The sequence below is a fragment of the Pseudoxanthomonas yeongjuensis genome, assembly GCF_010093345.1.
In the GTDB taxonomy this organism is placed as follows: domain Bacteria; phylum Pseudomonadota; class Gammaproteobacteria; order Xanthomonadales; family Xanthomonadaceae; genus Pseudoxanthomonas_A; species Pseudoxanthomonas_A yeongjuensis.
In genome coordinates this window covers 1-22,193 of sequence record NZ_PDWT01000005.1, presented here as the reverse complement: position 1 = coordinate 22,193, position 22,193 = coordinate 1, and the positions used below count along the sequence as shown (strand labels likewise).

Below are 22,193 nucleotides of genomic sequence, written 5' to 3'. Positions count from 1 at the left end.
ATCGACGAACGGGATGGCTGCGAAGCCATCCCGTTTTTTTGCGGAGTCTTTCGTTCCTGTGCCAGCGCAACCTGGCGTAGGAGCGACGTGAGTCGCGAAGGCAGGCTTCATGGACGTTTCCCTCGCGACTAGATCCCTGTGGGAGGGGCTTCAGTCCCGATGCTCTACATGCCGCAGCCATGGCAATCTGGCGTAGGAGCGACGTGAGTCGCGAAGCCGAACTCCACGGGCGTTTCCTTCGCGACTCACGTCGCTCCTACGACTGGAAGAGCGCCCCTCCCACAGACGAATGTGCGGCGCATCCGCGGTAGAATCCGCGGCATGCTGCGCCACCGCACCTTCCAGCGATCCATGTCCCGGCTGGCGTTCCTCGCCGTGCTGCTGATGGCGTTCGCCCCGGCGATCAGTCGTTGGACGCAAGGCGATTCGCTGCAGCAGCTGGTGCCGGGACTGACCGGGATCTGCACCGCCGCCGGCCTGAAAAGCGTGGATGTCGCCGCATGGCTGGGCGGCGGCAGCACCAGCACCAGCACCAGCACCAGCATCGGCAAGGTACCGGCGCCCGATCATTTCGGCATGGACGCGGACTGCGCCTATTGCACGCTGCTCGCCGGCACCGCGTTGTTGCTGCTGACGCTTGCGCTGCTGTTCCCGCGGGTCCTGGCGAACCTTGTTCCCGCGTCGCTGCCGCTTTCCTTCCGGTCTTCCTCCGTTTTCCCGGGACTCGGTTCCCGCGGTCCACCGCTCGCCCTCTGAAACACAAGTCCTGATTCCCTACGCGCGGCGTCGCTGCCGCGTTACTTGCGCTTTTGGAGTTCCCATGCCTATTTCCGTTCGTGCGGCGATGCGTTCGTCGCGCCTGTCCGTGGCCGTGCTTGCCGCGCTCTTTCCCTTCGCTTCGGCTATTGCCGCCGATGTTTCCGACGCCGATGCAAACACCATGACCCTCGAGAAGGTCGAAGTCATCGGCGAAGCCGTGCGTCCCCTGACCGTTGAAGATCTCGAACAGGCCAAGGCTCGACTGGACCTGCGTGCCGGCGGCGCCGGCATGGTCGATGGCGAATCCTACCGTGGCGGCCGGGTCGGCACGCTGACCGATGCGCTGGGCCAGGCCGCGGGCGTTTTCGTCCAGTCGCGTTTCGGTGCGGAAGAGGCGCGGCTGTCGATCCGTGGCTCCGGTCTCCAGCGCACCTTCCATGGGCGCGGCATCGACCTGTTGCAGGACGGCAGTCCCTTGAACCTGGCCGACGGCGCGGTCGATTTCCAGGCGGTCGAGCCGCTGTCGGCGCGTTACATCGAGGTCTATCGCGGCGCCAACGCACTGGAGTACGGTGCGGCCACGCTGGGTGGCGCGATCAATTTCGTCTCGCCGACCGGCTACGACGCGGCAGCGATGGAAGTGCGACTGGAAGGTGGAAGCTTCGGCTATGCGCGCGGACAGATCGCGCTGGCCGGCGCCGGCCAGCGCGCCGATGGATACCTGAGCGCAACCGGTTTCGCCCAGGACGGTTACCGCGACCATGCCAGGCAGGAAACCTACCGCTTGTCCGGCAACGCGGGTTTCCGCTTCAACGATGCGCTGGAAGGCCGCGTATACCTCACCCATGTGGACACGCATTCGGAACTGCCGGGAAACCTCACGCTCGCGCAGTCGCTGGACGATCCCGCGGGCGCTGCCGCAGGCAACATCGCCCTGGACCAGCGCCGCGATTTCACCCTCGACCGCATCGCCGGCAAGCTGGCCTGGGCACCGGCCGAAGGACAGCGCCTGGTGTTCTCCGCGTTCCATTCGGACAAGTCGCTGCACCATCCGATCTTCCAGGTGCTGGACCAGGACACGCAGGACTACGGCGTCGACCTGCGCTGGCGCGGAGAAGGCGTGCTGGCCGGTCGTCGCAACCTGCTGGTTGCGGGCGTTACCCTGGCCCAGGGCGATGGGGAGGACGACCGTTTCGTCAATGTCGCCGGCCGCGAAGGCGCGCGCACCAACAAGTTCGAGCAACGCGCGCGCAATGCGAAAGCCTATGTCGAGAACCAGGCCTGGCTGGATGAGCGATGGGCGCTGTCGCTGGGCGCACAGGCGCTCAGATCCGAACGTCGCTCACGCGACCTCCTCGTCACCGGCGGCAACGATGAAAGCTTCGATGTCGGCTACTCGGGTTTCAGCCCGAAGATCGGCGTGCTTTACCAGCTCGATCCACAGACACGGTTCTTCGGCAATCTGAGCCGCAGCCTGGAACCGCCGAGCTTCGGCGAGCTGACCGGCGGGCCGGGAGTGAGCCAGGTCGATGCGCAGCGCGCCACCACCGTCGAACTCGGCTTGCGCACGCAGCGCGATGACCTCTCGATCGATCTCGCCTTGTACCTCGCCCATGTCGACGACGAGCTGCTGGCGTTGACGGACGGTGCAGGAAACCCATTGGGGACCGTGAATGCGAAACGCACGATCCACCAGGGCCTGGAATTCGGTTTGGCCTGGCAGCTCGCCGCAGCGCTCAAGTTGTCCGCCAACTATCTGTGGAACGACTTCGAATTCGACGACGATCCGGTTTATGGCGACAACGAGCTGGCCGGCGTGCCGCCGCAACAACTGCGTGCCGAACTGCGCTGGCAACCGAGCGGGCGCTTCTACGCCACGCCGAACCTGGAATGGACGCCCGATGATTATTACGTCGATCACGCCAACAGCTTCCGTGCCCCGGGCCACGCTTTGATCGGGTTGAAGCTGGGTGGCCGCATCGGTGATCGGTGGAGTTGGTTCGCGGATGCGCGCAACCTGCAGGACCGCAAATGGATCGCCACCACCAACGTGGTGGCCGATGCGGGTGGCCGTGACGGCGCGAATTTCCTGCCGGGCGATGGACGTTCGGTCTATGTGGGAGTGGAGTGGCGGATGCGTTGACGATCCGGCAAAGCGTAGGAGCGACGTGAGTCGCGAAGGGAAGACCAGGTGGGGGCGACATGAGTCGTAAAAGAGGCGTCTATGAATCCAGCCTTCGCGACTCACGTCGCTCCTACGTCGGCTGCGGTCAGTCGCGGTCGGGGTTCAATCCATGCTTCGCCAGCATCGCGTCGAGGCGCTGCTGCGCGTAGTCGCGGTCCGCGGGATCGGCGCGGGCCAGGATTTCCTTGGCCAGCACGTCGAACTGCGGCCAGAACTGCGACTCGTGGCGCAGCTTCTCGCGCCAGTGCGGCAGCATCCGCTCCAGGTTCTCCAGTTCGGCTTCCAGTTGCAGGCGTGTGTCCATCAGGCGGGCCTCGGCCAGGTCGCCTCGACGTGATGGATGGATTCGTCATCCACCAACTGGAAACGCAGGCCCTTCTGCACGAAGCCATCCACGCTCAATACCACTTCGCCACTGTCGACCTGGGTGACGGTGATCAGGTACATGCTCCCGCCGTAGCGGTAGTGCAATCTGTATTCGGTCCAGTCGGCGGGGATGCAGGGCTTCAGCGACAGCTGGTCGCCTTCGCGATGCAAACCGAGCAGCGATTCGGTCAGCAGGCGATACATCCAGCCGGCCGAACCGGTGTACCAGGTCCAACCGCCACGTCCCACGTGCGGCGCCACGCCATACACGTCGGCGGCGAGCACGTACGGTTCGACCTTGTAGAGCTGCGCCGCGGCAGCGTCTTCGGCGTGGTGGATCGGGTTGATCATGCCGGCCAGTTCCCAGGCCTTGCCGCGATCGCCCAGCTGGGCGAAGGCCATCGCCGACCACACCGCCGCATGCGTGTACTGGCCGCCGTTCTCGCGCACGCCGGGCACGTAGCCGCGGATGTAGCCGGGGTCGTGCGTGGTCTTGTCGAACGGTGGTTCCAGCAACTGGATCAGGCCCGCTTCGCGCTTGACCAGGTGTCTGTCCAGCGAGGCCATCGCCTGCCGCGCACGCGTTGGGTCGGCGGCGCCGGACAGCACCGACCAGCTCTGCGAAATCGAATCGATCCGGCATTCGTCGCTTTGGCTCGAACCCAGCGGCGTGCCGTCGTCGAACCAGGCGCGCCGGTACCATTCGCCGTCCCACGCATGCGCTTCCAGGTTGTCGCGGAGCTTCTGCGCGGACCCGGCGCAGTACGTGGCGAATGCCTCGTCGCCACGCGCGAGCGCCACGTCGCCGAAGCGTTCCAGCACGTCGTAGAGGAAGAAACCCAGCCACACGCTTTCGCCCTTGCCGGCTTCACCCACCCGGTTCATGCCGTCGTTCCAGTCGCCGGTGCCGATCAGCGGCAGGCCGCGTCCGCCCAGCAGTTCGGTGCCGCGCTTCAACGCCAGCACGCAATGGTCGTAGAACGACTGCTGCAGGTTGGAAGCCACCGGCAGGTCGTAGTACGACTCCTCGTCGGCATTGACCGGCCGTCCCTCGATGTAGCGCACCTTCTCGTCCAGCACGCCGAGGTCACTGGTCACCTGCAGGTAGCGGCAGGCGGCCAGCGGCAGCCACAGGTAGTCGTCGGAACAGCGCGTGCGCACGCCGCGTCCCTGCGGCGGATGCCACCAGTGCATCACGTCGCCCTGCGGGAACTGGTGCGCGGCGCTGAGCAGCAGATGCTCGCGGGTCAGCGCCGGCTTCGCATGCACCAGGGCCATCACGTCCTGCAGCTGGTCGCGGAAACCAAAGGCGCCGCCGGACTGGTAATAGCCGCTGCGCGCGACATAGCGGCAGGCGAGGGTCTGGTACAGCAGCCAGCCGTTGGCCAGCGCGTCCACGCCGGGGTCCGGAGTCTTCACCCGCACTGCGCCGAGGACGTCCAGCCAATGGATGCGCACATTGTCCAGCGCGTCGTGCGCGGCGGCGCTGCCCTTCATCCGCTGCGCCAGTTGCACGGCGCTGCGCGGGTCGCCGCCCGCGCCCAGGCGGAACACCACTTCGCCGGCCTGGCCATCGGCCAGGTCCACCGGCAACTGGATCGCCGCGCATGGATCCAGGCCCACGCCGAGCTTGCCGGAGAGTTTTTCGCGCTTCAGCGCCGCCGGATCGGCGAGGCTGCCGTTGCGGCCGAGGAATTCGCTGCGGTCGGCGGTGAAGCTGCGCGGGCGTGTATCGCCCATGCCCGCGTCGTCCGCGCCGGAGCCATCGGCGTCGAAGAAGGCGACGCGTCCGCCGAACTCGGTGTTGTAGGGATTGCGCGCGGTCAGCGCGCCGCTGGCGTTGTCCAGTTCGCTGACCACGTGCATCTGCGACTTGGCCTTGATGTCGCCCAGCACCCATTCCACATAGCCGGTCGCCGACAGCCTGCGCGCGCGTCCGGACAGGTTGCGCAGCTTGAGCACGGAGAACTTCACCGCCTCCTCCAGCGCCACGTATACCCACAGTTCGCTGGCGATGCCGTCTTCCACGTGTTCGTACACGCTGTAACCGAAGCCATGGCGGGTGCGGTACGCGCCGGTGCCGCGACGGGGCAGGGGCATCGGCGACCAGACCCGGCCGTTGTCCTCGTCGCGCAGGTAGAACGCCTCGCCGCCCGTGTCCGCGACCGGATCGTTGTGCCAGGGCGTGAGCCGGAACTCGTGCGCGTTCTCGAACCAGGTATAGCCCGGCGCGCTTTCGCTGACCACGCAGCCCAGTTTCGGATTGGCCATCACGTTGGACCAGGGTGCCGGCGTCGGCGCGCCTTCGCCCATCACGATCACGTACTCGCGCCCGTCGGCGGCGAACGCGCCGGTGCCGTTGTCGAACAGGAACTCGTCGGCCACTGCTTCGAACGGCCAGGGATCGTCGTCGCCCGATTCCACTTTCGCCGGCAGGCCGGACAGACCGTCGCCATCGCCGGGCGCGGGTTCCGCCAGCATCGGCGCGCCATCGGCGAAAAGCGGCGGGATGCTGCGCTCCGGCGGCATGTGCTTGCCGATCTGCGTGGCCAAGGTGCCGCGCTGGTCGCTGACGATCACCCGCGCCACCGTTTGCAGCAGCACACGGTCCTCCTGCGAGATCTGCTGCGCCGGGCGCACGAAGATGCCGCCCGGCCGGTCCAGCAGGTTGCCTTCCGGTCCGGCCGAAACCAGGCCCAGGATCTGTTCCTGCAACTGCTGGCGATAGCCGGCCTGGTCCTCGTTCCAGATCACCAGGTCCACGTTGAGTCCCTTCAGGCGCCAGTAGGCGTGCGCCTGGACCATCTGCCGGACCAGTTCGATGTTGGCCGCATCGGCGATCTGCAGCAGCACGATCGGCAGGTCGCCGGAAATGGAATGTCCCCACAACCCGGATTGCCCGCGCCGGTTCTGCATCAGCACCGCGCTGTCGGCGCGCAATAACGGGTGCGCATACACCATCAATCCCGCCAGCCGCTCGTACAGCTGCGCGTCGGCCTGCGAGGCGTTGATCTGGCGGCGCACCACCTGGCTGTGGGTCCAGGCCAGGTCGAACACGCGGTCGGCCAGGCGCCGGTCGCGGTATTTGTCGATCAACGCGGCGCAGTCCTCGCGATCGGCGCCGACACCGGTGACCATGTCGACCATCGCGGTCTGTTCCGGGGCCAGGGTGATGCGGCAGCGGATCGCGACGATCGGATCCAGCACCGAACCGGCCGAATCCGACAACGCCTGCAGCGAAGACAGCGCCTGCGGCGCGCGCGGAGTATTGCCGCGGCCGAGGAAGCGCGCGCGGTCGGTTTCGTAGGAAATGGAATCGATGTCGGCATCGTGCGCGGCGACCAGGTGGAACATCCACGGCGGCACTTCGTCGTGCGAGCGCGGGCGCCGGGTGCACAGCAAGGCCTGCTTGTCGCGCGCGATCTCGGTCTGCACGAACAGGTTGCTGAAGGCCGGGTGCATCTCGTCGGAGATCGACGAGGCCAGGACCACTTCGGCATAAGTGGTGATCTCGATGGTGCGGGTGCGCCGCGAACGGTTGCGTACCGTGAGCCGGCGCAACTCGATGTCGTCCTCGGCCGATATCGCGATTTCCAGGTGCGTGTTGAAGCCGTGCTTGCGCCCGCGGAACTCGGCCTTGGCATCGGAGAAGATCGCCTCGTACTGCTCCACCGGGACGCAGGTCGGCTGGTGCGCGGCGGACCAGTACTCGCCGCTGTCGACGTCGCGCAGGTAGCAGAAGCTGCCCCAATGGTCGCGGGTGCCGTCTTCGCGCCAGCGGGTCACGGCCATGTCGCGCAGGCGGCTGTAGCCGCCGCCGGCGCTGGTCAGTAGGGCGTGGTAGCGGCCGTTGGACAGCATCTGCACGGCCGGCCGCGCGGCATCGGGGTTGCGGAACACGCGCAGGCGGGTTTCCGCCGCCGCCGGCGCGACCCGTGCGCCGGTGGCCTCGGCCTCGTGCGGGTGGAACACGCCGGTGCGCGGGATGCGTTCCTGCAGCAACAGCAGCGTGGCCTGGAATTGCGCATCGGCCAGGAAGCGCTTCTGCATCGGCTGGTCGCCCAGCAGATAGTCCAGGGCCAGGAAACCCATGCCCTGGTGGTGGGCCATGAACGAGCGCACCAGCGCATGGTCCTGCCCGCGCGGGACCCGGCCCGGGGTGTAGTCGATGGCTTCGTACAGGCCGTAGCGCCCGCCGAAACCCAGCGCGCTCAACCGCTGCAAGTTCTGGCACGCCGCTTCCGGCGCCACCATCAACGCCATCATCGTCGCGTAGGGGGCGATCACCAGGTCCTGGCCCAGGCCGCGCTTCAGGCCCAGGCCGGGCACGCCGAAGGCGCGGTACTGGTAGTTCATCCGCGCATCGACGGTGTTGTAGCCGGATTCGGAAATGCCCCACGGCACTCCACGCCGCGCGCCGAAATCGATCTGCGCTTCCACCGCATGCTGCGCGGTCTGGTCCAGCAGCGTATCCGGGTAGCTCGGCATCACCAGCTGCGGCATCAGATACTCGAACATCGAGCCGCTCCACGACAGCAGTGTGGCGTCGCCGTCGACTTCGGTCAGCAGGCGACCCAGCGCGAACCAGCTTTCCTGCGGCAATTGCCCCTGGGCGATGGCGACGAAACTGCACAGCCGCGCTTCGGAGGCAAGCAGGTCGTAATGGCCGGCATCCAGCCGGCGCTCGTCCACGTTGTAGCCGATCGACAGCAAGTGGCGGGCGCGGTCGTAGAGGAAGTCGTATTCCATCAGCGAGAACTGGCCGGCGACGTGGGCCAGGCGTTCGAGTTCCTGGATCCGCGCGCGCGCGCGGTCCCGCGCCAGCGCATCATCGGATTGCATGCTCTGCCCGCGCAGGGTCGGCATGGGTGCGTCGGCCGCCGCTTGCGCGGATCCGCTGCCGCCTTCGTCGGTGCCGGCGGCAAGCGATGGCGCCAGGAAAAGCAGTTCTTCGCAGGCGCAACGGCAAGCGCCCGCCAGCGAAGCCGGCCAATGCGGCCCGATCCCGGAATCGGCGGTTCCTTCCGGCGCCGGCCACGCTGCTGCGATCGCGTCGGCCTGCGTTCGCAACGACGCCAGCATGCGCGCAGCCGCTTGCAGCGAGGCCGGTGGTTGCGCGCGCGCGGCCTCGAGTCGTTCGCGAAAAGCGGCGAGCGCGGCCGTCAGTTCGGCGGCCTCGTCGCCCGTCGCGCGCCGGGCCTCCTCCAGCACGCCCAGGGTGTCGTCCAGCCCGTTGAAAGTGGACCGTGCCAGGATCGGTTCGTCCGGCATCGCCAGCAATCCCTGGCGCAGGGTCAACAGGTGCCCGGCCAGGTTGCCGCTGTCGACCGTGGAAATGTAGCCCGGCGGTAACGGCTGCAGGGTCTCGGTGTCGTACCAGTTGTAGAAATGCCCGCGGTGCCGCGGCAGTTTTTCCAGGGTGGCGAACACCCGCTGGGTGCGTTCCATCACCCCGCCCATCTGCAGGTAGCCGAAGTCCCAGGCCGACAAGTTGGCCAGCAGCGACAGGCCAATGTTGGTCGGCGAGGTGCGCCGCGCCACGACCAGGGCGGGGTGTTCCTGGATGTTGTCCGGCGGCAGCCAGTGGTCCTCGGCGCGGACCCAAGTCTCGAAGAACGCCCACGTGCGCCGCGACAGGCGTCCGAGGAAAGCCAGTTGCGTCGGCGCCAGTTGCGCCAGGCGCCGGCCCGGCGGCCGGCCCAGCCAGGCCATCAGCGCCGGCGATGCGAACCACAAAGCCAGGATGGGCATGGCCACCCACAGCGCCATCGGGTTCGATTTCCACAACGCCGCCGCGATGACGACGGCGAATACCGGCGCGAACCACATGCTGCGCAGTTCGGCGCCGCTGCCGCTGCCCAGATTGCGCTCCACCTCGCTGGACGGATTCCACTGCAACAGGTGGCGGCGGCTGATCGCCATCCGCCACAACGTGCGCCCGATCGCGCCGAGGCTGAAGAACGCCTCGTAAGGCAGGCAGGCCAGGTTCACCGCAGCGCGTTGCAGCTGCTGCCCGCTGGATTTCAGCACCTGCAGCAGGTGCGTTTCCAGGGCCATGTCCATCGGCCGGGTGAACACATCGCGCAAGGTCGGCACCAGCACCGGCAGCAACAGCAGGCACAGCAGCCACGACGTCCAGGCCAGCGCTTGCGGCACCAGCACCCAGCCGATCACGAACAGCGCGGTCGCCGCCGCCGGGACCAGGCTGCGGCGCAGGTTGTCGAGCAGCTTGCCGCGCGACAGCCACGACAGGGTGCTGCGTTCGAACCCGCCGCCCTTGCGCGGCACCCACGGCAGCAGCCAAGGCAGCAATTGCCAGTCGCCGCGGATCCAGCGGTAGCGACGCTTCACGTCCACGACGTAACGCGAGGGATAGTCCTCGTACAGGCGCACGTCGCTGACCAGCCCGGCGCGCGCATAGCAGCCTTCCAGCAGGTCGTGGCTGAGGATCCGGTCCTCGGGGAAGCGGTCCCCCAGCGCATGCTCGAACGCATCCAGGTCGTAGATGCCCTTGCCGACGAAGGACCCTTCGCCGAACAGGTCCTGGTACACGTCCGATACCGTGCGTGTGTACGGATCGATGCCCGGCTCGCTGCCGAACATGCGCGCGTAACGCGAACCGATCCGCCCGCTCATGCTGCTGCCCACGCTGGGCTGCAGGATGCCGTAGCCGCGGGTGACCCGGCGCTGCTTTTCGTCGAAGCGCGCCCGGTTCAGCGGATGCGCCAGGGTGCCGACGAATTCGCGCGCCGCATCGCGCGGCAGCCGCGTGTCGGTGTCCAGGGTAATCACGTAACGCACGTTGGCCAGCGCTTCGGTGTTGCCGACGACCCGCAGGAAAGCTTCGCTGCCGCCGCCGCGCAGCATCCGGTTGAGCGCGGCCAGTTTGCCGCGCTTGCGTTCGTGGCCCATCCACACGCCTTCGCGCGGATTCCACTGGCGCGGCCTGTGGAACAGGAAGAACAGGTCGTTGCTTTCGGGCGCATAGCGCGCGTTGAGGCGCTCGATCTGCTGCGCCGCGTGCTCCAGCAGCGGCTGGTCGTTCGCCTGGACCTGTTCCTTCGCGTCGAGGAAATCGGTCAGCAGGGCGAAATGCAGGTGCGGGTCGCGGTTGGCGAGGAAGCGCACTTCCAGGCCTTCCACCAGGCTATCGATGCCGTGGACGTTGCCGATCATGCTCGGCACCACCACCAGGGTGATGGCGCTGGCCGGAATGCCTGCGGAAAAATCCATGCGCGGCAGCGGTTGCGGCGGCACCAGCACGGTCGCCAGCCAGTTGATCAGGGCGATGCCCAGCTCGCTGAAGGCGATCACCCCTAGCGCGCCGATCAGGCACAGCCATCGCCAGTCGAACCGGTCCGCACTGGCTTCCGCGACCAGTGCCCAGGTGAATCCGGCCGCGATCAGACAGATAGGCAGAAGATACGCAGGCAACGGGATGCGTCTTGGCCGCAGGCGTACCGGTCTGCGCGCGCCCTCCAGTCCGGCGGTCGCGGCCTTGGTCTCGGCGATGCCGTCATCGACCAGGTAATAACCGACATGGGCGCGGGTGCCGCGGGTGATCGCATGCGCCTGCGCCAGTTGCAGCACGCACCGCGCCACTTCCATTTCGCCGGCGCCGCTGAGCCGGGCGACTTTTTCCACCACGTGCCGATAGGCATCACGGGTACTGAAATCCATCGACGCATAGGTGCCGGCCGGATCCTCGCACAGGGTCCGGTCGACCAGGCTCATGCTCTCCACGAACTCGCGCCAGTCCATGTTGGCCAGGAACCGCAGGCTGCCGATGCTGTTGCTGATCGACACCTGGTCCGATGCCTGCTGCTGGCTCTCGGCGTGGACCAACTGCTCGATGCTGTGACCGCCGTGGGTCACCCATTGCTCGACCCAGTTCGCCGGCATGGCCAGCACCGCGCTGCGTCCGTGCATGCCCCGGGTCAACTCGGCCACGAAGGCCCCGGTCAGCGGCGGATCGGAACGCGCCATATCCGCCACCACCAGCACCACGTTCTTCGGATCGCTGTCGGCGGTGTCGTTGAGCAGGCGGGCCCATTCGCTGGCCAGGCGATGATCGACGCCGTCGCGCATGACCCGCACCGCCATGCGCCGCAGGTTCTCGATCAGGGCCAGCCGCAGCATGATCGGGATCGCCCACAATTCGCCCAGCTTCAACGGCGTGACCGACTGGTACGCGGCCACGAAGCGGCTCAGCGTCTCCGCATCCACGCGTCCGTCGCCATGGGCGATCGCTTCCATGGCCAGGTCGTAGACCCGCGGCAACCCGGCCGACGGCCCCTTGCCCAGCGACGGCAGTTCACGACTGTAATTGCGCGGCAGGTGCCGACGCGCGGTGCGGACCTGTTCCTCGATCAGGTAGTAGTTGTCCAGCAGCCATTCGCCCGCGGGGGTGATCCGCACCTCGTCCTGGACCATCCGCGTGAGCAGGGTGTTGGCGTCGTCCAGCAGGCCTTCGTTTTCCTTGAGCCGCGACAGCAGCAGGTCCGGCTGCGGCTGCAGGTGCAGGCGATGCCCATGGGCCAGCGCCTTGCCGTGCCGTTCCATCTGTTCGGCGCTGAACAACTGCGCGCGCAGCGGCGGTTCCGATTGCAGCGGCTTCTGCGTCGCTGCGCGCTGCCAACGCCAGATGCGCCTGCGCAGGCGCAGCCAACGACCGAAGATCCGCCAGGCAGTGGGCATTCCGAATCCGTCGCCATGAAGCCAAGGGGATCGCAATCATTGCATCCGTTGGCTAAGTGGCTTGTGAAGCCGGGCGTTGGCGGAAGGTTAAAGAAGATTTTCCAAGCCGCTTTCGTCTCTCGCCCGCGAAATTCAATCAGCGATGAAACCCGGACCGAAACCGGATCGCATTCCTTCCGCCGATTCCTTCGGCCTTCAATGATCCAGCGGACTCAACACCCCATTGGCGCCGCGACCCAGCACGTGGGTATAGATCTGCGTGGTCGACACGTCCTTGTGCCCCATCAGCTCCTGCACCGTACGTATGTCCTGTCCCGATTCCAGCAGGTGCGTGGCGAACGAATGCCGCAAGGTATGGCAACTGGCCGGCTTGTCGATCCCGGCCTTGTCCCGCGCGACCTTGACCGCGCGCTGCAGCACGCCTTCATCCACGTGGTGCCGCCGGGTCATGCCGCTGCGTGGATCCTTCGATTCGCGTGGCGAAGGGAACACGTATTGCCAGCAGAACTCGCGCCCCGCGTTCGGATACTTGCGCGCCAGCGCATGCGGCAGGAAAACCTCGCCGGCCCCCGCTGCCAGGTCCTGGCCATGCAGGATCCGCACGCGCTCGACCTGTTCCAGCAAGCGCTCGCGCAACCGCCGCGGCAACGGCACCCGCCGGTCCTTGCCGCCCTTGCCATTGCGAACGCAGATCTCGTTGCGGTCGAAGCCCACGTCCTGGACCCGCAACCGCACGCATTCCATCAGCCGCATGCCGGTGCCGTACAACAGCGACGCCATCAGCGCGACCTGCCCATCCATCAATGCCAACAGGCGCGTCACCTCGGCACGCGACAGCACCGTCGGGATCTTCTGCGGACGCTTGGCCCGCACCACCGACTCCATCCACGGCAACTGGATGCCCAACACCTCGCGATACAGGAACAACAGCGCCGACAACGCCTGGTTCTGGGTGCTGGCCGCCACATCGTCCTGCGTCGCCAGCCGTGACAGGAACGCCTCCACCTCCACCGCCCCCATGTCCCGCGGATGGCGCTTGCCATTGGCCATCACAAAACGCCGGATCCAGTCCACGTAAGCCCGCTCCGTACGCAAACTGTAGTGCCGTACCCGGCAACACTCCCGAACCCGCTCCAGCAACCCGGGCGCCCGTGTTTCCTTGCCCTGACCGTCCGATACCACCGCATCCTTGGGGCGATAAGACATAGCAACTCGCTTATGCGTTAGTTGCCTGCAGCATTGCCCTTGGTGCCCAGTCCTGGAAATCGGGCAACTTCTTGATTTGGGATAGGATTAATCTGATTGACAGCCTCTGCTGTGGAAAGAGACCATCCCGCTATATCCCGTTTTTGGGATCTACTTAGAGTTAGGCCCGTAAAAAGCAGAATGCCGTGAGCGGATATCTGTCCGTTCACGGCATAGTTTTGCTTACTCTTCGGCAACAATCATGATGCCGTCGTCAGTCACTTGCACTCGTGCTTTCTGGCCAACCGTAAAGCCTGCCGCTTGCAACCAATCACCACTCAGACGCAAGAATGGGACTTGTCGTGGTCGGGTGCGGCATTCTTTGTCTTTGCGCTGGCTCTCGTAATACTGACAGCCAACTGTCAAAAAGCGCAGCTTCGGAAACGTTCTCTTATTTGCAGCCATTGCGGCCTCCTACGAGTTTGCTCAATTTCGCCTCCTGTTCAGAGAGGCGGCCGGGTGCTTGAACACGGTCGTAGGGCCGCCCGCAGCTTTCCCCTTTCGGGTGTTGTATGGCTGCGCGCCACCCGGCCATTGACACAAACGCTGGTCGCAAAAAAACCGCTTGGCTTACGGGAGCGGCTTCCGCCTACGAAAGGTGTGTTCAGCACCTGCTGCAAATCTATCTGGCTATGGGCTTGCGGTCAAATCTCGGGCACGGGCCTAACAATTCGTTCAAGCCGAACCCGCATCGGGGCGTCGCCTGGGTGCTTTTCCGCTACGCTAGCACCCAGTCGCCACCCCGCTGCGGGTCGGCTTAACTCAGGCGTTAGGCCCCATGAGTAGCTATCTCAATCATCTTGTAGGCATGAGCGTCACTGCCGTTGATGAAGCTGATGACTCAATGTGGCTGCGTTTCGATGGCTGTTCCTTTCGCAGCTTCACCAAGCACATCTGCTCTGTGCCGCTAGGCTCTCTTGTCGGTAACTCCGCAAAGTCTGTGTCGCTCATTCCGGACCAAGGGTTGGCCATCCACTTTTCCAACGGCGGCTCTCTTTCCGTTTCCCTGGCTCCTGAGCACTACACCGGACCAGAGGCTTTCGTAGCTCAGTTCTTGGATGGCACCTGTGTGGTCCAGTAGCATGGGTCCTAACAATTCGTTCAAGCCGAACCCGCATCGGGGCACCGCCTGGGTGCTTATCCGCTACGCTAGCACCCAGTCGCCACCCCGCTGCGGGTCGGCTTAGCTCAGGCGTTAGGCGTGCTATGACACTATTTATCAGCTCGCTGATAGTTATGGTTTGCTCTTCCATCATCGCTGGTGTGCTCGGCTATCGGCTCAAGCAAAGCCAGCCAGAATTACATCAGTCTCTGCAAATAAATCCTTGGCAGCGAGCACCTCAATTTTGGGTCTATCACCTTTTGGCGCCATCGAAATTCCGCAATATAGGCCGCATCGACAAGCTCTTAACCGCAGCTTCAATCGTTCTACTTTCTGCAGGACTCATTACTTTGGTGGCGTGTGTTCTGGATTTCGTGAGGCATGGCAACCTCTAGAGCGCACGCCTAACAATTCGTTCAAGCCGAACCCGCATCGGGGCACCGCCTGGGTGCTTATCCGCTACGCTAGCACCCAGTCGCCGCCCCGATGCGGGTCGGCTTAACTCAGGCGTTAGGCCGCTATGACGCACTTCATCAAACTGTTGGCCCTTGCGGCGATGCTCCTCTGCGTTGGATTGCCTGCTAAAGCTTCGAATACGTTGGAGGCATCCTGGCTGCGCCTCATCAAGGCTGACTTCGAAGAGTCTTGCGCCGTTGAGCGCGTAAAGGTCGGCTCTGTCGTGACTGGCAATAACGGGCTCCGGAGCGAACAATGGTTTATTCATACCTGCCTCGGCAATTTTGAGTACCGAGTTGCCTACTATCCGCCAACTGCCTTTCCTGGTCGCGCCACACCTTTTGAGGTCACACGGGTTGCGCCGGTAAGTGGTGCGCGGCCTAACAATTCGTTCAAGCCGAACCCGCATCGTGGCGTCGCCCGGGTGCTTTTCCGCTACGCTAGCACCCAGTCGCCACCCCGCTGCGGGTCGGCTTAACTCAGGCGTTAGGCCGCATGAAAGCAAAACGCGTTTCATGGTTCATTACGATATTCGGCACATTTCTTGGCCTGGTGGCGATCGGCTATGGCGCCATTACACTATTCCTCCAGCCCTCCGCTCCTATCCTTGATTGCGGTGCCAAATGTGCGACCGAGCGTGCTCTATTTGGTTTGCTCGGACAGCCGCTCTACAACCTAATCTTTGGGCTGATTTGGGTAGCCATTGGATTGGTCGTCATCATTACAGTGATCCGGGTTAGGCGGCGGCGCGCGTAATCGTCTGCGGCCTAACAATTCGTTCAAGCCGAACCCGCATCGGGGCATCGCCTGGGTGCTTTTCCGCTACGCTAGCACCCAGTCGCCACCCCGCTGCGGGTCGGCTTAACTCAGGCGTTAGATCGCGCTATGGCAACTTTTGCTCGTCAAGCACTCATCTCACTCTTGGGCGGCGGGTTATTGCTGGCTGTTCTCTGGGGAGTTGCCCGTATTCTTCCGCCACTAGGGGCGCTGCTCTATTTCCCTACTGTTGTGGGCCTTGAGATGCTTGAGGATCAAGGCTACCCGACACTTCAGGGCTCTCCCGATGGTTGGCCCATTCCGACTGACTTGGGTCTGTGGGTGTCAGGCGCGCTTTGGTTGGCTATCTGTTCGTTAGCTGTGCTGGTAGTTCTACGCATCAGGCATCGGCGTGCAAGGATTGTCGCGGCGCGATCTAACAATTCGTTCAAGCCGAACCCGCATCGGGGCGGCGCCTGACTGCAGGCCTTCGGCTATATTTGCATTCAGTCGCCGCCCCGCTGCGGGTCGGCTTAACTCAGGCGTTAGGCGTCATGTCCAAGCTCACCGCGATCTGTTACAGACTTTTTCAGGGCGAGGAGTCTGCCGTAGATGCGGCAGCGAGGGACGAGACTCATGACTTTGGCGGAGAGCTCGCACTGACCTTCCAAGATGGCCGGGAACTCTTTGTTTCTTGGGTTGGAGAGCCTGTCCAGTACGCTATCGGTACCAAGGACTCATCGCACTTCCTGCCAGATGCCGAGCTTACGGACTTCGACGTTTCTGGCTCTGCCGCCTGGGCTGACCTAATCGGGCAGGATGTATCACTGCACTTCGTAGCACCTGAGAACCAAGTACTGAAAGTTTCTTCGGCAAGCGGCCATCTCCTGCTTTGCTCGTATGAGCGGGGTGGTTGGTGGGCAGACGAGGTAACAGTTTGCAAGCAGGCGCCAGCACCGCATGACGCCTAACAATTCATTCAAGCCGAACCCGCTTCGCGGGTCGGCTTAATTCAAGCGTTATGCGGTTACTGGGGCAGGGCAGTCGCTGCTTCTTCTTTTGTCCGGCTCATGCGTGCTGCGAGCGTCGGCTTCGGCAAGTTCCGGGTCTGAGAGTTGCTCGCTCAGCGGGTGATTCCCGCAGTCCGCCTAGCTGGCTCCGGGCGCACCTTGGGCCACGGGTTCAAGCTAATGCCCTCAGACCAGGTTGCTGATACTGTTCGGCCTACGGCGGCAAAAGGGGGCGGTTCGGTGACAACTCGGCCAGTACCGCATAACAAGTCATTCAAGCCGAAACCGCTTCGCGGTTCGGCTTAATTCCGGCGTTATGCGGTAATGCGATCAATATTGCCGCAGTTCTTCCTTCGGCTAATGCGCCGCATCGTCCAGGGTCGCCTCCGGACAATTGTTTCCAACTTAATTACGCCCATTCGTCCGCCGCTTCGATGTCGGCGGATTGATCTGGGTGCTGCGATTGGCTTTGGCTTCGGCCGTTCTTCGGCTGATGGGTTCTTGCCAAAGCTCCGGTCATAAAGGCTGGTAGTATTTCGACGGGGCGGTGGTTCCCGGTTGTGTTGGCTAGTTTCCAACCCTTCTGGGCATCTACCGCATAACAAGTCATTCAAGCCGAACCCGCTTCGCGGGTCGGCTTAATTCAGACGTTAGGCACCTAATGAAAGAACACTGCTGTCGGGTCATGACGAGGCAAGTGACGCATCAATGCGATCAGCATCCTGATCCATTTGAGTGCCCAGACGCGCTCGTTCACTACTCGGCCGTGTTTGATGAGTACGGCCTGATCATTCATGGCTCCCCGGCGGTTAGCCACATCCACTTTTGCCCCTGGTGTGGCACAAAGCTTCCGGATTCAAAACGAGACCGCTGGTTCGATGAGCTGCGCGCCATGGGCTACGAGTATCCTGATGACGCTCCTGATCTTCCAGTCCGCTACCGGACAGGAGAGTGGTACGGTGCCTAACAATTCATTCAAGCCGAACCCGCTTCGCGGGTCGGCTTAATTCAGGCGTTAGGCCTCATGAATAGATGGCTCGCAATTGCTACCTATCAATGCCAAATTGATGGCGTTCCGACCGGATCGATTGATGTACAAGTGCGCTACTTCAGACTTCCTAGCCCCGAGGACGTGCAGGCTGCGCTTCAAGGCGAGCCGCCTCATGTGTACAAAAATCATCTTGACCAAACTGTTTCCTGGCATCTGCAGCAAACCGTCAACATTCAAGGAGTCAGTTCTGTGCGCTCTGGGGACGAGGTCATTGGATTCATTGCAGACATTGAGGACTTCAGTGCTTGGGCGGGTCGCCCTGCGGCCTAACAATTCGTTCAAGCCGAACCCGCATCGGGGCGCCGCCTGGGTGCTTTTCCGCTACGCTAGCACCCAGTCGCCACCCCGCTACGGGTCGGCTTAACTCAGGCGTTAGCCACCGTGAAAAATTCACTCGCACTCACAGTTCTCCTTCTAGCGGCGCACCCTGCCAGCGCAAAGTGCGCCTCAGAGTTCTTTGTATTCTCTGGCAAGGTCACTGATAAGGCCGGAGCACCTCTGTCCGGCGCGTCGGTTGGCATCTCGTGGTCGGAGTGGGACGGCCCCTCTGGCCCGGCCTTGGCGATAACGGACTCTAAGGGGCGCTTCTCTGTTCCGGTTGCGTTCGACACGTACTCTGGCAAAGGGACCGTCGTTGAGGACCTATGCAATCATCGGGTGCGTTCGGTTTCTTTCTCGGCCCATAAAGGGCAACTTCGCTCGGCTTATCAGCGCGTAGCTATTGGCGTTTCACAAAATGTCGCCCTCCCCCCCAGTGTTGTCCGGGTGGAGCTTGATAAAAAGCCGGTGGTCCAGCTTGTACGGCCCGGTGGCTAACAATTCATTCAAGCCGAAGCCGCTTCGCGGCTCGGCTTAATTCAGGCGTTAGGCCTGCTTAGGAAGATTCATGGAACTCGGATCAGCCCTTCTCCTACTTGCGCTCTCAAGCGTTGATGCGCGTGACCTTGGATGTTCTACCCCAGACAGCTGGGCACCAACCATGGCATTTGTGCATCTAAAGAATGCTGGTCTGACCGACAACCCGGCTGTAGATTTCAACAAGACTCATGTTGAGCTTCTGGCGCAGCAGAAAATTGGTAAAGACCTGTACCGCCAGATCCATCGCGTGACGTTTCGGCTTAAGGCTAGTGGAATGATCGAGGTAATAACTCACAGCAACGCGTCCAGTGAGGAGTGCTCAATGAGTAGCGTCCAGGTATTTGTGGTGTCCAAGCAGCTTGGCAAAAGCCCGTGAGCAGGCCTAACAATTCGTTCAAGCCGAACCCGCATCGGGGCACCGCCTGGGTGCTTTTCCGCTACGCTAGCACCCAGTCGCCACCCCGCTACGGGTCGGCTTAACTCAGGCGTTAGGTGCCATGGCCAACTTCTTCTGCAGGTCTTGTGGAGCAAAGATACGCAACTCACGCGTGATCTTAGGCTGGCCGTCTAGAATTCGGTGCGCCGCCTGCTCGGCTGGCCACTCCTTTCGTCATGCGACGCTCTTTGGAGTCTTGTACATATCACTATTCGTGTTGCTAACCATAGCGATCAAAGCCTACGCAGATACCTTCACTATCAAGACTGGCAACATCTACTCGATGGGGCCACTCAAAGCAGTGCTTGAGTTCGGGGCACCGTTCATTTCGCTTGCTGTAGTTGGCTGGTCATATCTGCTCGCGCTGGGGCGATTCTCAGAGCTTCGCCCCAATGGCACCTAACAATTCATTCAAGCCGAACCCGCATCTTGGCTTCGTTCAAGCGCCTGGTTTCTGTTCTAATTTCACCCAATCACCGTCCCACTACGGGTCGGCTTAACTCAGGCGTTATGCGTCACTGGAGATTCCATGAGAATCGTGTTGCTTTTCTTGCTCATTCTTCTCGGCACGGCAAACGTACGCGCCTCCGAAGATCAACAGGCGCCTGACCAGGCTGAAATCGAACGCGCCATTGAGAACTGGAACGCTGCCTGGAAGATAAAAGATCCAAAATTGGCGGCACAGGACTACTCGGACAGCGCTGATTGGACAAATGCCTTCGGCATGAGTCGCGTCGGCCGCGTAGAAATTGAGAAGCTGCTAACTGAGGTGTTTGCCCTGCCCTTTGTCATGGCTGGTGACAGCGAGACCGTCGCTCAAGACATCCGCTTTATCAAACCAGACCTCGCCCTGGTTATCACACGGGTGCAGCGCAAAGGACAACGCAACCCCACTGGACAAGAGATTGGGCAGCGGCGCACGAGCCACCTGCGGGTATTTGCACAGACTGACGGCAATTGGCAAATAATCAGTCACCTCATTTCGGACGCTCGCGAAACACAGCAGGCAGCTCACTAGATGCGGGTGACGCATAACAATTCGTTCAAGCCGAAGCCGCTTCGCGGCTCGGCTTAACTCAGGCGTTAGGCCCCATGGCAAGCAGCGCGGCTATCTCACTTATTCTTATGGGCACTCTGGCGCCAGGCGCCGAGATCTCCATCGTTCCTGACAGTGCGCTGAGCCTCGGCGGCATAGAGCTCGGCGTACCTGCGGCTTCCGTCAAATCCGTACTTGGCAGTCCGTCTGCTGAGCGACAAACCGACGACTTCCTGCCTGTCGAGATGCGCTATGCCGGTTTTACGGTTTGGCTCGACGAAGCCGGCCGAGTTGGCGAGATTCTCAGCACCAGTCCAAAGTACTGCACACCGCAGGGTGCATGCCCAGGGCAGCCGTTCTCAAAGGTGCAAGCGCTCTATGGCAAGCCTATGGTGGCGCTGCGCGAGGACGGCCGCTACATGGAGTACTACCCCACGTCGGACTTTCCTTGCTGGCTGCAAATCGCCGTAGAGTCCGGCACCGTCAGGTCTATTCGGTCGGAGTGCCAGCCGTAGATGGGGCCTAACAATTCGTTCAAGCCGAACCCGCATCGGGGCACCGCCTGGGTGCTTTTCCGCTACGCTAGCACCCAGTCGCCACCCCGCTGCGGGTCGGCTTAACTCAGGCGTTAGGCGGCACAAGAAGAGTATGGCGACCAACAAGATCAGTTACAGAGAGATGTTCTCTACTCTTCTTCTGAGGATGGCCCCGGCTCTAGTCTTGATTACTCTTGCGTATCGGGCAGCTCGTCGTGATATTCCCGCAATCGCTGAAATGTCGGCTCATTTCACTGACTACGTGTTCTTGCTTCTAATTTTTTTAGCCGTCTATCTGACCGCTGGAAAGCTAATTATCCGGCTGTTACGGGACGGAAAATCTGGATCGGAAGGTTCCGATGGTGCCGCCTAACAATTCGTTCAAGCCGAACCCACATCGGGGCGGCGCCTGACTGCACGCCTTCGGCTATATTTGCATCCAGTCGCCGCCCCGCTGCGGGTCGGCTTAACTCAGGCGTTAGGCCTCAATCCAACAATTATGCAAACGTTGATTCAAAAACTTGGTAAGCCGCGCAGCTGGTTGGTCTTTGCAGTCGCCTGCCTCGCTGGAATTGTGCTTGGCGGGTTGTGTGTTGCTCTTTACTTCATCGGGCTGCAAGCCGCGGGCCGTGTAGGCTTTTGGTTGATGGTGATCTGTTGGATTGCCGCCGCAGCAGCAAGCCTGAGCTACTTCATCGGTCAGTTCTCTGGGCGCTACCGCGACCTGAAAGGAAAAAGCTGGGCGGAGCTGCCATGGTAGCGTTGAGGCCTAACAATTCGTTCAAGCCGAACCCGCATCGGGGCGGCGCCTGACTGCAGGCCTTCGGCTATATTGCATCCAGTCGCCGCCCCGCTGCGGGTCGGCTTAACTCAGGCGTTAGAGCGCACACATGACCACGACGCGAACTGAAGCAGAAGTCAAAGACGATTACATCTCTTCCATGGGCGAAGATCTCGGCACTGCGTTCTTTCAGCTCTACCGGAAGCTCATGGAGCTCCATATTGTCTGGCAGCAATACCGCCAGCTCTTTGGCAAGGATAGTGACACCGTTCACCTACTAAACCGAATGGCAGGCCTCTTTTTCAAGATCATTCAAGACGAAATTTGGGATAGCGTCCTCCTCGGCATATCCAGGATGACAGACCCGCCCAAGACCGGTAACAAGAAAAACCTGACCATCCAATCACTGCCTAGTTTGATTAGTGACCCTACGCTCAAGGCGGAGGTGGAGACTCTTTGCGCCGAGGCCGTGGCTGCGGCTGAATTTGCGCGTGAGCATCGCAACAAGCGCATTGCCCATCAGGACCATGACTACCTTACTGACCGCGCGTCCAATCCCCTGAGTGGGGTCAGTCGTGAGCGTGTTGAGACCATGCTGGCTTCGTTACGCAAAGTCCTGAATCGCCTCGACCTGCACTATCGGGACACAACCGTAATGTATGAGGACTTTGTAGATGAGAGTGGGGCCAGGCTGCTCGTCGCAAAGCTCAAAAAGCTCGAGCTTCTTGCATCCCCGGTGAGTGCGCTCTAACAATTCATTCAAGCCGAACCCGCTTCGCGGGTCGGCTTAATTCAGGCGTTAGGCGGCAATGCAATCAATATTGCGGTAGTTCTTCCTTCGGCCAATCCGCCGCAGCGTTTAGGGTCGCCTCCGGATAGTGTTCAACTTTCACGCGATCGGTTTGCTCGCCGATGACGA

The 22,193-nt window shown here is 62.6% G+C and carries 16 protein-coding genes; 12 read left to right on the top strand and 4 right to left on the bottom strand.

Going from position 1 to position 22,193, the window contains the following annotated elements:
- Window positions 1–321: 321 nt before the first annotated feature.
- Together CSC74_RS13100 and CSC74_RS13095 are read left to right on the top strand one after the other, a co-directional pair.
- A complete protein-coding gene (locus tag CSC74_RS13100; protein ID WP_162314935.1) occupies window positions 322–756 on the top strand; it encodes a DUF2946 family protein in 435 nt (144 codons plus the stop codon).
- A 64-nt stretch (window positions 757–820) separates the two neighbouring features.
- Window positions 821–2,902, top strand: coding sequence for a TonB-dependent receptor family protein (locus CSC74_RS13095; RefSeq protein WP_211369645.1), 2,082 nt, complete (start codon window positions 821–823; stop codon window positions 2,900–2,902).
- 127 nt (window positions 2,903–3,029) lie between these two features.
- On the opposite strand, the gene CSC74_RS13090 is transcribed toward CSC74_RS13095, so the two are convergent.
- From CSC74_RS13090 to CSC74_RS13075, 4 genes are all read right to left on the bottom strand, one after another.
- Window positions 3,030–3,248: a hypothetical protein gene (locus CSC74_RS13090; protein ID WP_162314934.1), complete on the bottom strand. Its 219-nt coding sequence runs from the start codon at window positions 3,246–3,248 to the stop codon at window positions 3,030–3,032.
- On the bottom strand, window positions 3,248–12,007 hold the full coding sequence (locus CSC74_RS13085) for a glycoside hydrolase family 94 protein (protein WP_211369644.1): 8,760 nt from the start codon (window positions 12,005–12,007) through the stop codon (window positions 3,248–3,250). Before CSC74_RS13085 ends, CSC74_RS13090 begins: the two co-directional genes overlap by 1 nt.
- 195 nt (window positions 12,008–12,202) lie before the next feature.
- Window positions 12,203–13,213: an integron integrase gene (locus CSC74_RS13080; protein ID WP_162314933.1), complete on the bottom strand. Its 1,011-nt coding sequence runs from the start codon at window positions 13,211–13,213 to the stop codon at window positions 12,203–12,205.
- 222 nt (window positions 13,214–13,435) lie between these two features.
- Window positions 13,436–13,657 (bottom strand): SymE family type I addiction module toxin, encoded by a 222-nt coding sequence (locus tag CSC74_RS13075; RefSeq protein WP_162314932.1) that lies wholly within the window; start codon window positions 13,655–13,657, stop codon window positions 13,436–13,438.
- A gap of 373 nt (window positions 13,658–14,030) precedes the next feature.
- Between CSC74_RS13075 and CSC74_RS13070 the strand changes: the two genes are divergently transcribed.
- The 10 genes from CSC74_RS13070 to CSC74_RS13030 all read left to right on the top strand — a co-directional run bounded on the left by CSC74_RS13070 (window position 14,031) and on the right by CSC74_RS13030 (window position 22,025).
- Window positions 14,031–14,333 (top strand): hypothetical protein, encoded by a 303-nt coding sequence (locus CSC74_RS13070; protein WP_162314931.1) that lies wholly within the window; start codon window positions 14,031–14,033, stop codon window positions 14,331–14,333.
- A gap of 972 nt (window positions 14,334–15,305) precedes the next feature.
- Window positions 15,306–15,566, top strand: a complete 261-nt coding sequence (locus CSC74_RS13065) for a hypothetical protein (RefSeq protein WP_162314930.1) — start codon at window positions 15,306–15,308, stop codon at window positions 15,564–15,566.
- Between the two features lie 554 nt (window positions 15,567–16,120).
- A complete protein-coding gene (locus CSC74_RS13060; protein ID WP_162314929.1) occupies window positions 16,121–16,537 on the top strand; it encodes a hypothetical protein in 417 nt (138 codons plus the stop codon).
- A gap of 700 nt (window positions 16,538–17,237) precedes the next feature.
- On the top strand, window positions 17,238–17,543 hold the full coding sequence (locus CSC74_RS17765) for a DUF6980 family protein (RefSeq protein WP_425501463.1): 306 nt from the start codon (window positions 17,238–17,240) through the stop codon (window positions 17,541–17,543).
- Between the two features lie 57 nt (window positions 17,544–17,600).
- Entirely contained in the window at window positions 17,601–17,897 is a 297-nt protein-coding gene (locus CSC74_RS13055) for a hypothetical protein (protein ID WP_162314928.1), read from the top strand.
- Window positions 17,898–18,513: 616 nt separating this feature from the next.
- Window positions 18,514–18,861: a hypothetical protein gene (locus CSC74_RS13050; RefSeq protein WP_162314927.1), complete on the top strand. Its 348-nt coding sequence runs from the start codon at window positions 18,514–18,516 to the stop codon at window positions 18,859–18,861.
- 589 nt (window positions 18,862–19,450) lie between these two features.
- The gene (locus CSC74_RS13045) at window positions 19,451–19,939 is read left to right on the top strand and encodes an SgcJ/EcaC family oxidoreductase (RefSeq protein ID WP_162314926.1); all 489 of its coding nucleotides are present in this window, start codon (window positions 19,451–19,453) and stop codon (window positions 19,937–19,939) included.
- 74 nt (window positions 19,940–20,013) lie between these two features.
- On the top strand, window positions 20,014–20,472 hold the full coding sequence (locus CSC74_RS13040; protein ID WP_162314925.1) for a hypothetical protein: 459 nt from the start codon (window positions 20,014–20,016) through the stop codon (window positions 20,470–20,472).
- Between the two features lie 520 nt (window positions 20,473–20,992).
- A complete protein-coding gene (locus tag CSC74_RS13035) occupies window positions 20,993–21,253 on the top strand; it encodes a hypothetical protein (protein WP_162314924.1) in 261 nt (86 codons plus the stop codon).
- Between the two features lie 130 nt (window positions 21,254–21,383).
- Window positions 21,384–22,025 (top strand): AbiU2 domain-containing protein, encoded by a 642-nt coding sequence (locus CSC74_RS13030; protein ID WP_162314923.1) that lies wholly within the window; start codon window positions 21,384–21,386, stop codon window positions 22,023–22,025.
- Window positions 22,026–22,193 lie beyond the last annotated feature (168 nt).

Excerpts from the sequence above, each read along its gene's own strand:
- CSC74_RS13060 (WP_162314929.1), top strand. The coding sequence starts at position 16,121 with ATGTCCAAGCTCACCGCGATCTGTTACAGACTTTTTCAGGGCGAGGAG.
- CSC74_RS13085 (WP_211369644.1), bottom strand. The coding sequence starts at position 12,007 with ATGCCCACTGCCTGGCGGATCTTCGGTCGTTGGCTGCGCCTGCGCAGG.
- CSC74_RS13055 (WP_162314928.1), top strand. The coding sequence starts at position 17,601 with ATGAATAGATGGCTCGCAATTGCTACCTATCAATGCCAAATTGATGGC.
- CSC74_RS13030 (WP_162314923.1), top strand. The coding sequence starts at position 21,384 with ATGACCACGACGCGAACTGAAGCAGAAGTCAAAGACGATTACATCTCT.
- CSC74_RS13080 (WP_162314933.1), bottom strand. The coding sequence starts at position 13,213 with ATGTCTTATCGCCCCAAGGATGCGGTGGTATCGGACGGTCAGGGCAAG.
- CSC74_RS13040 (WP_162314925.1), top strand. The coding sequence starts at position 20,014 with ATGGCAAGCAGCGCGGCTATCTCACTTATTCTTATGGGCACTCTGGCG.
- CSC74_RS13050 (WP_162314927.1), top strand. The coding sequence starts at position 18,514 with ATGGAACTCGGATCAGCCCTTCTCCTACTTGCGCTCTCAAGCGTTGAT.
- CSC74_RS13090 (WP_162314934.1), bottom strand. The coding sequence starts at position 3,248 with ATGGACACACGCCTGCAACTGGAAGCCGAACTGGAGAACCTGGAGCGG.
- CSC74_RS13065 (WP_162314930.1), top strand. The coding sequence starts at position 15,306 with ATGAAAGCAAAACGCGTTTCATGGTTCATTACGATATTCGGCACATTT.
- CSC74_RS13100 (WP_162314935.1), top strand. The coding sequence starts at position 322 with ATGCTGCGCCACCGCACCTTCCAGCGATCCATGTCCCGGCTGGCGTTC.
- CSC74_RS17765 (WP_425501463.1), top strand. The coding sequence starts at position 17,238 with ATGAAAGAACACTGCTGTCGGGTCATGACGAGGCAAGTGACGCATCAA.
- CSC74_RS13070 (WP_162314931.1), top strand. The coding sequence starts at position 14,031 with ATGAGTAGCTATCTCAATCATCTTGTAGGCATGAGCGTCACTGCCGTT.
- CSC74_RS13045 (WP_162314926.1), top strand. The coding sequence starts at position 19,451 with ATGAGAATCGTGTTGCTTTTCTTGCTCATTCTTCTCGGCACGGCAAAC.
- CSC74_RS13095 (WP_211369645.1), top strand. The coding sequence starts at position 821 with ATGCCTATTTCCGTTCGTGCGGCGATGCGTTCGTCGCGCCTGTCCGTG.
- CSC74_RS13075 (WP_162314932.1), bottom strand. The coding sequence starts at position 13,657 with ATGGCTGCAAATAAGAGAACGTTTCCGAAGCTGCGCTTTTTGACAGTT.
- CSC74_RS13035 (WP_162314924.1), top strand. The coding sequence starts at position 20,993 with ATGCAAACGTTGATTCAAAAACTTGGTAAGCCGCGCAGCTGGTTGGTC.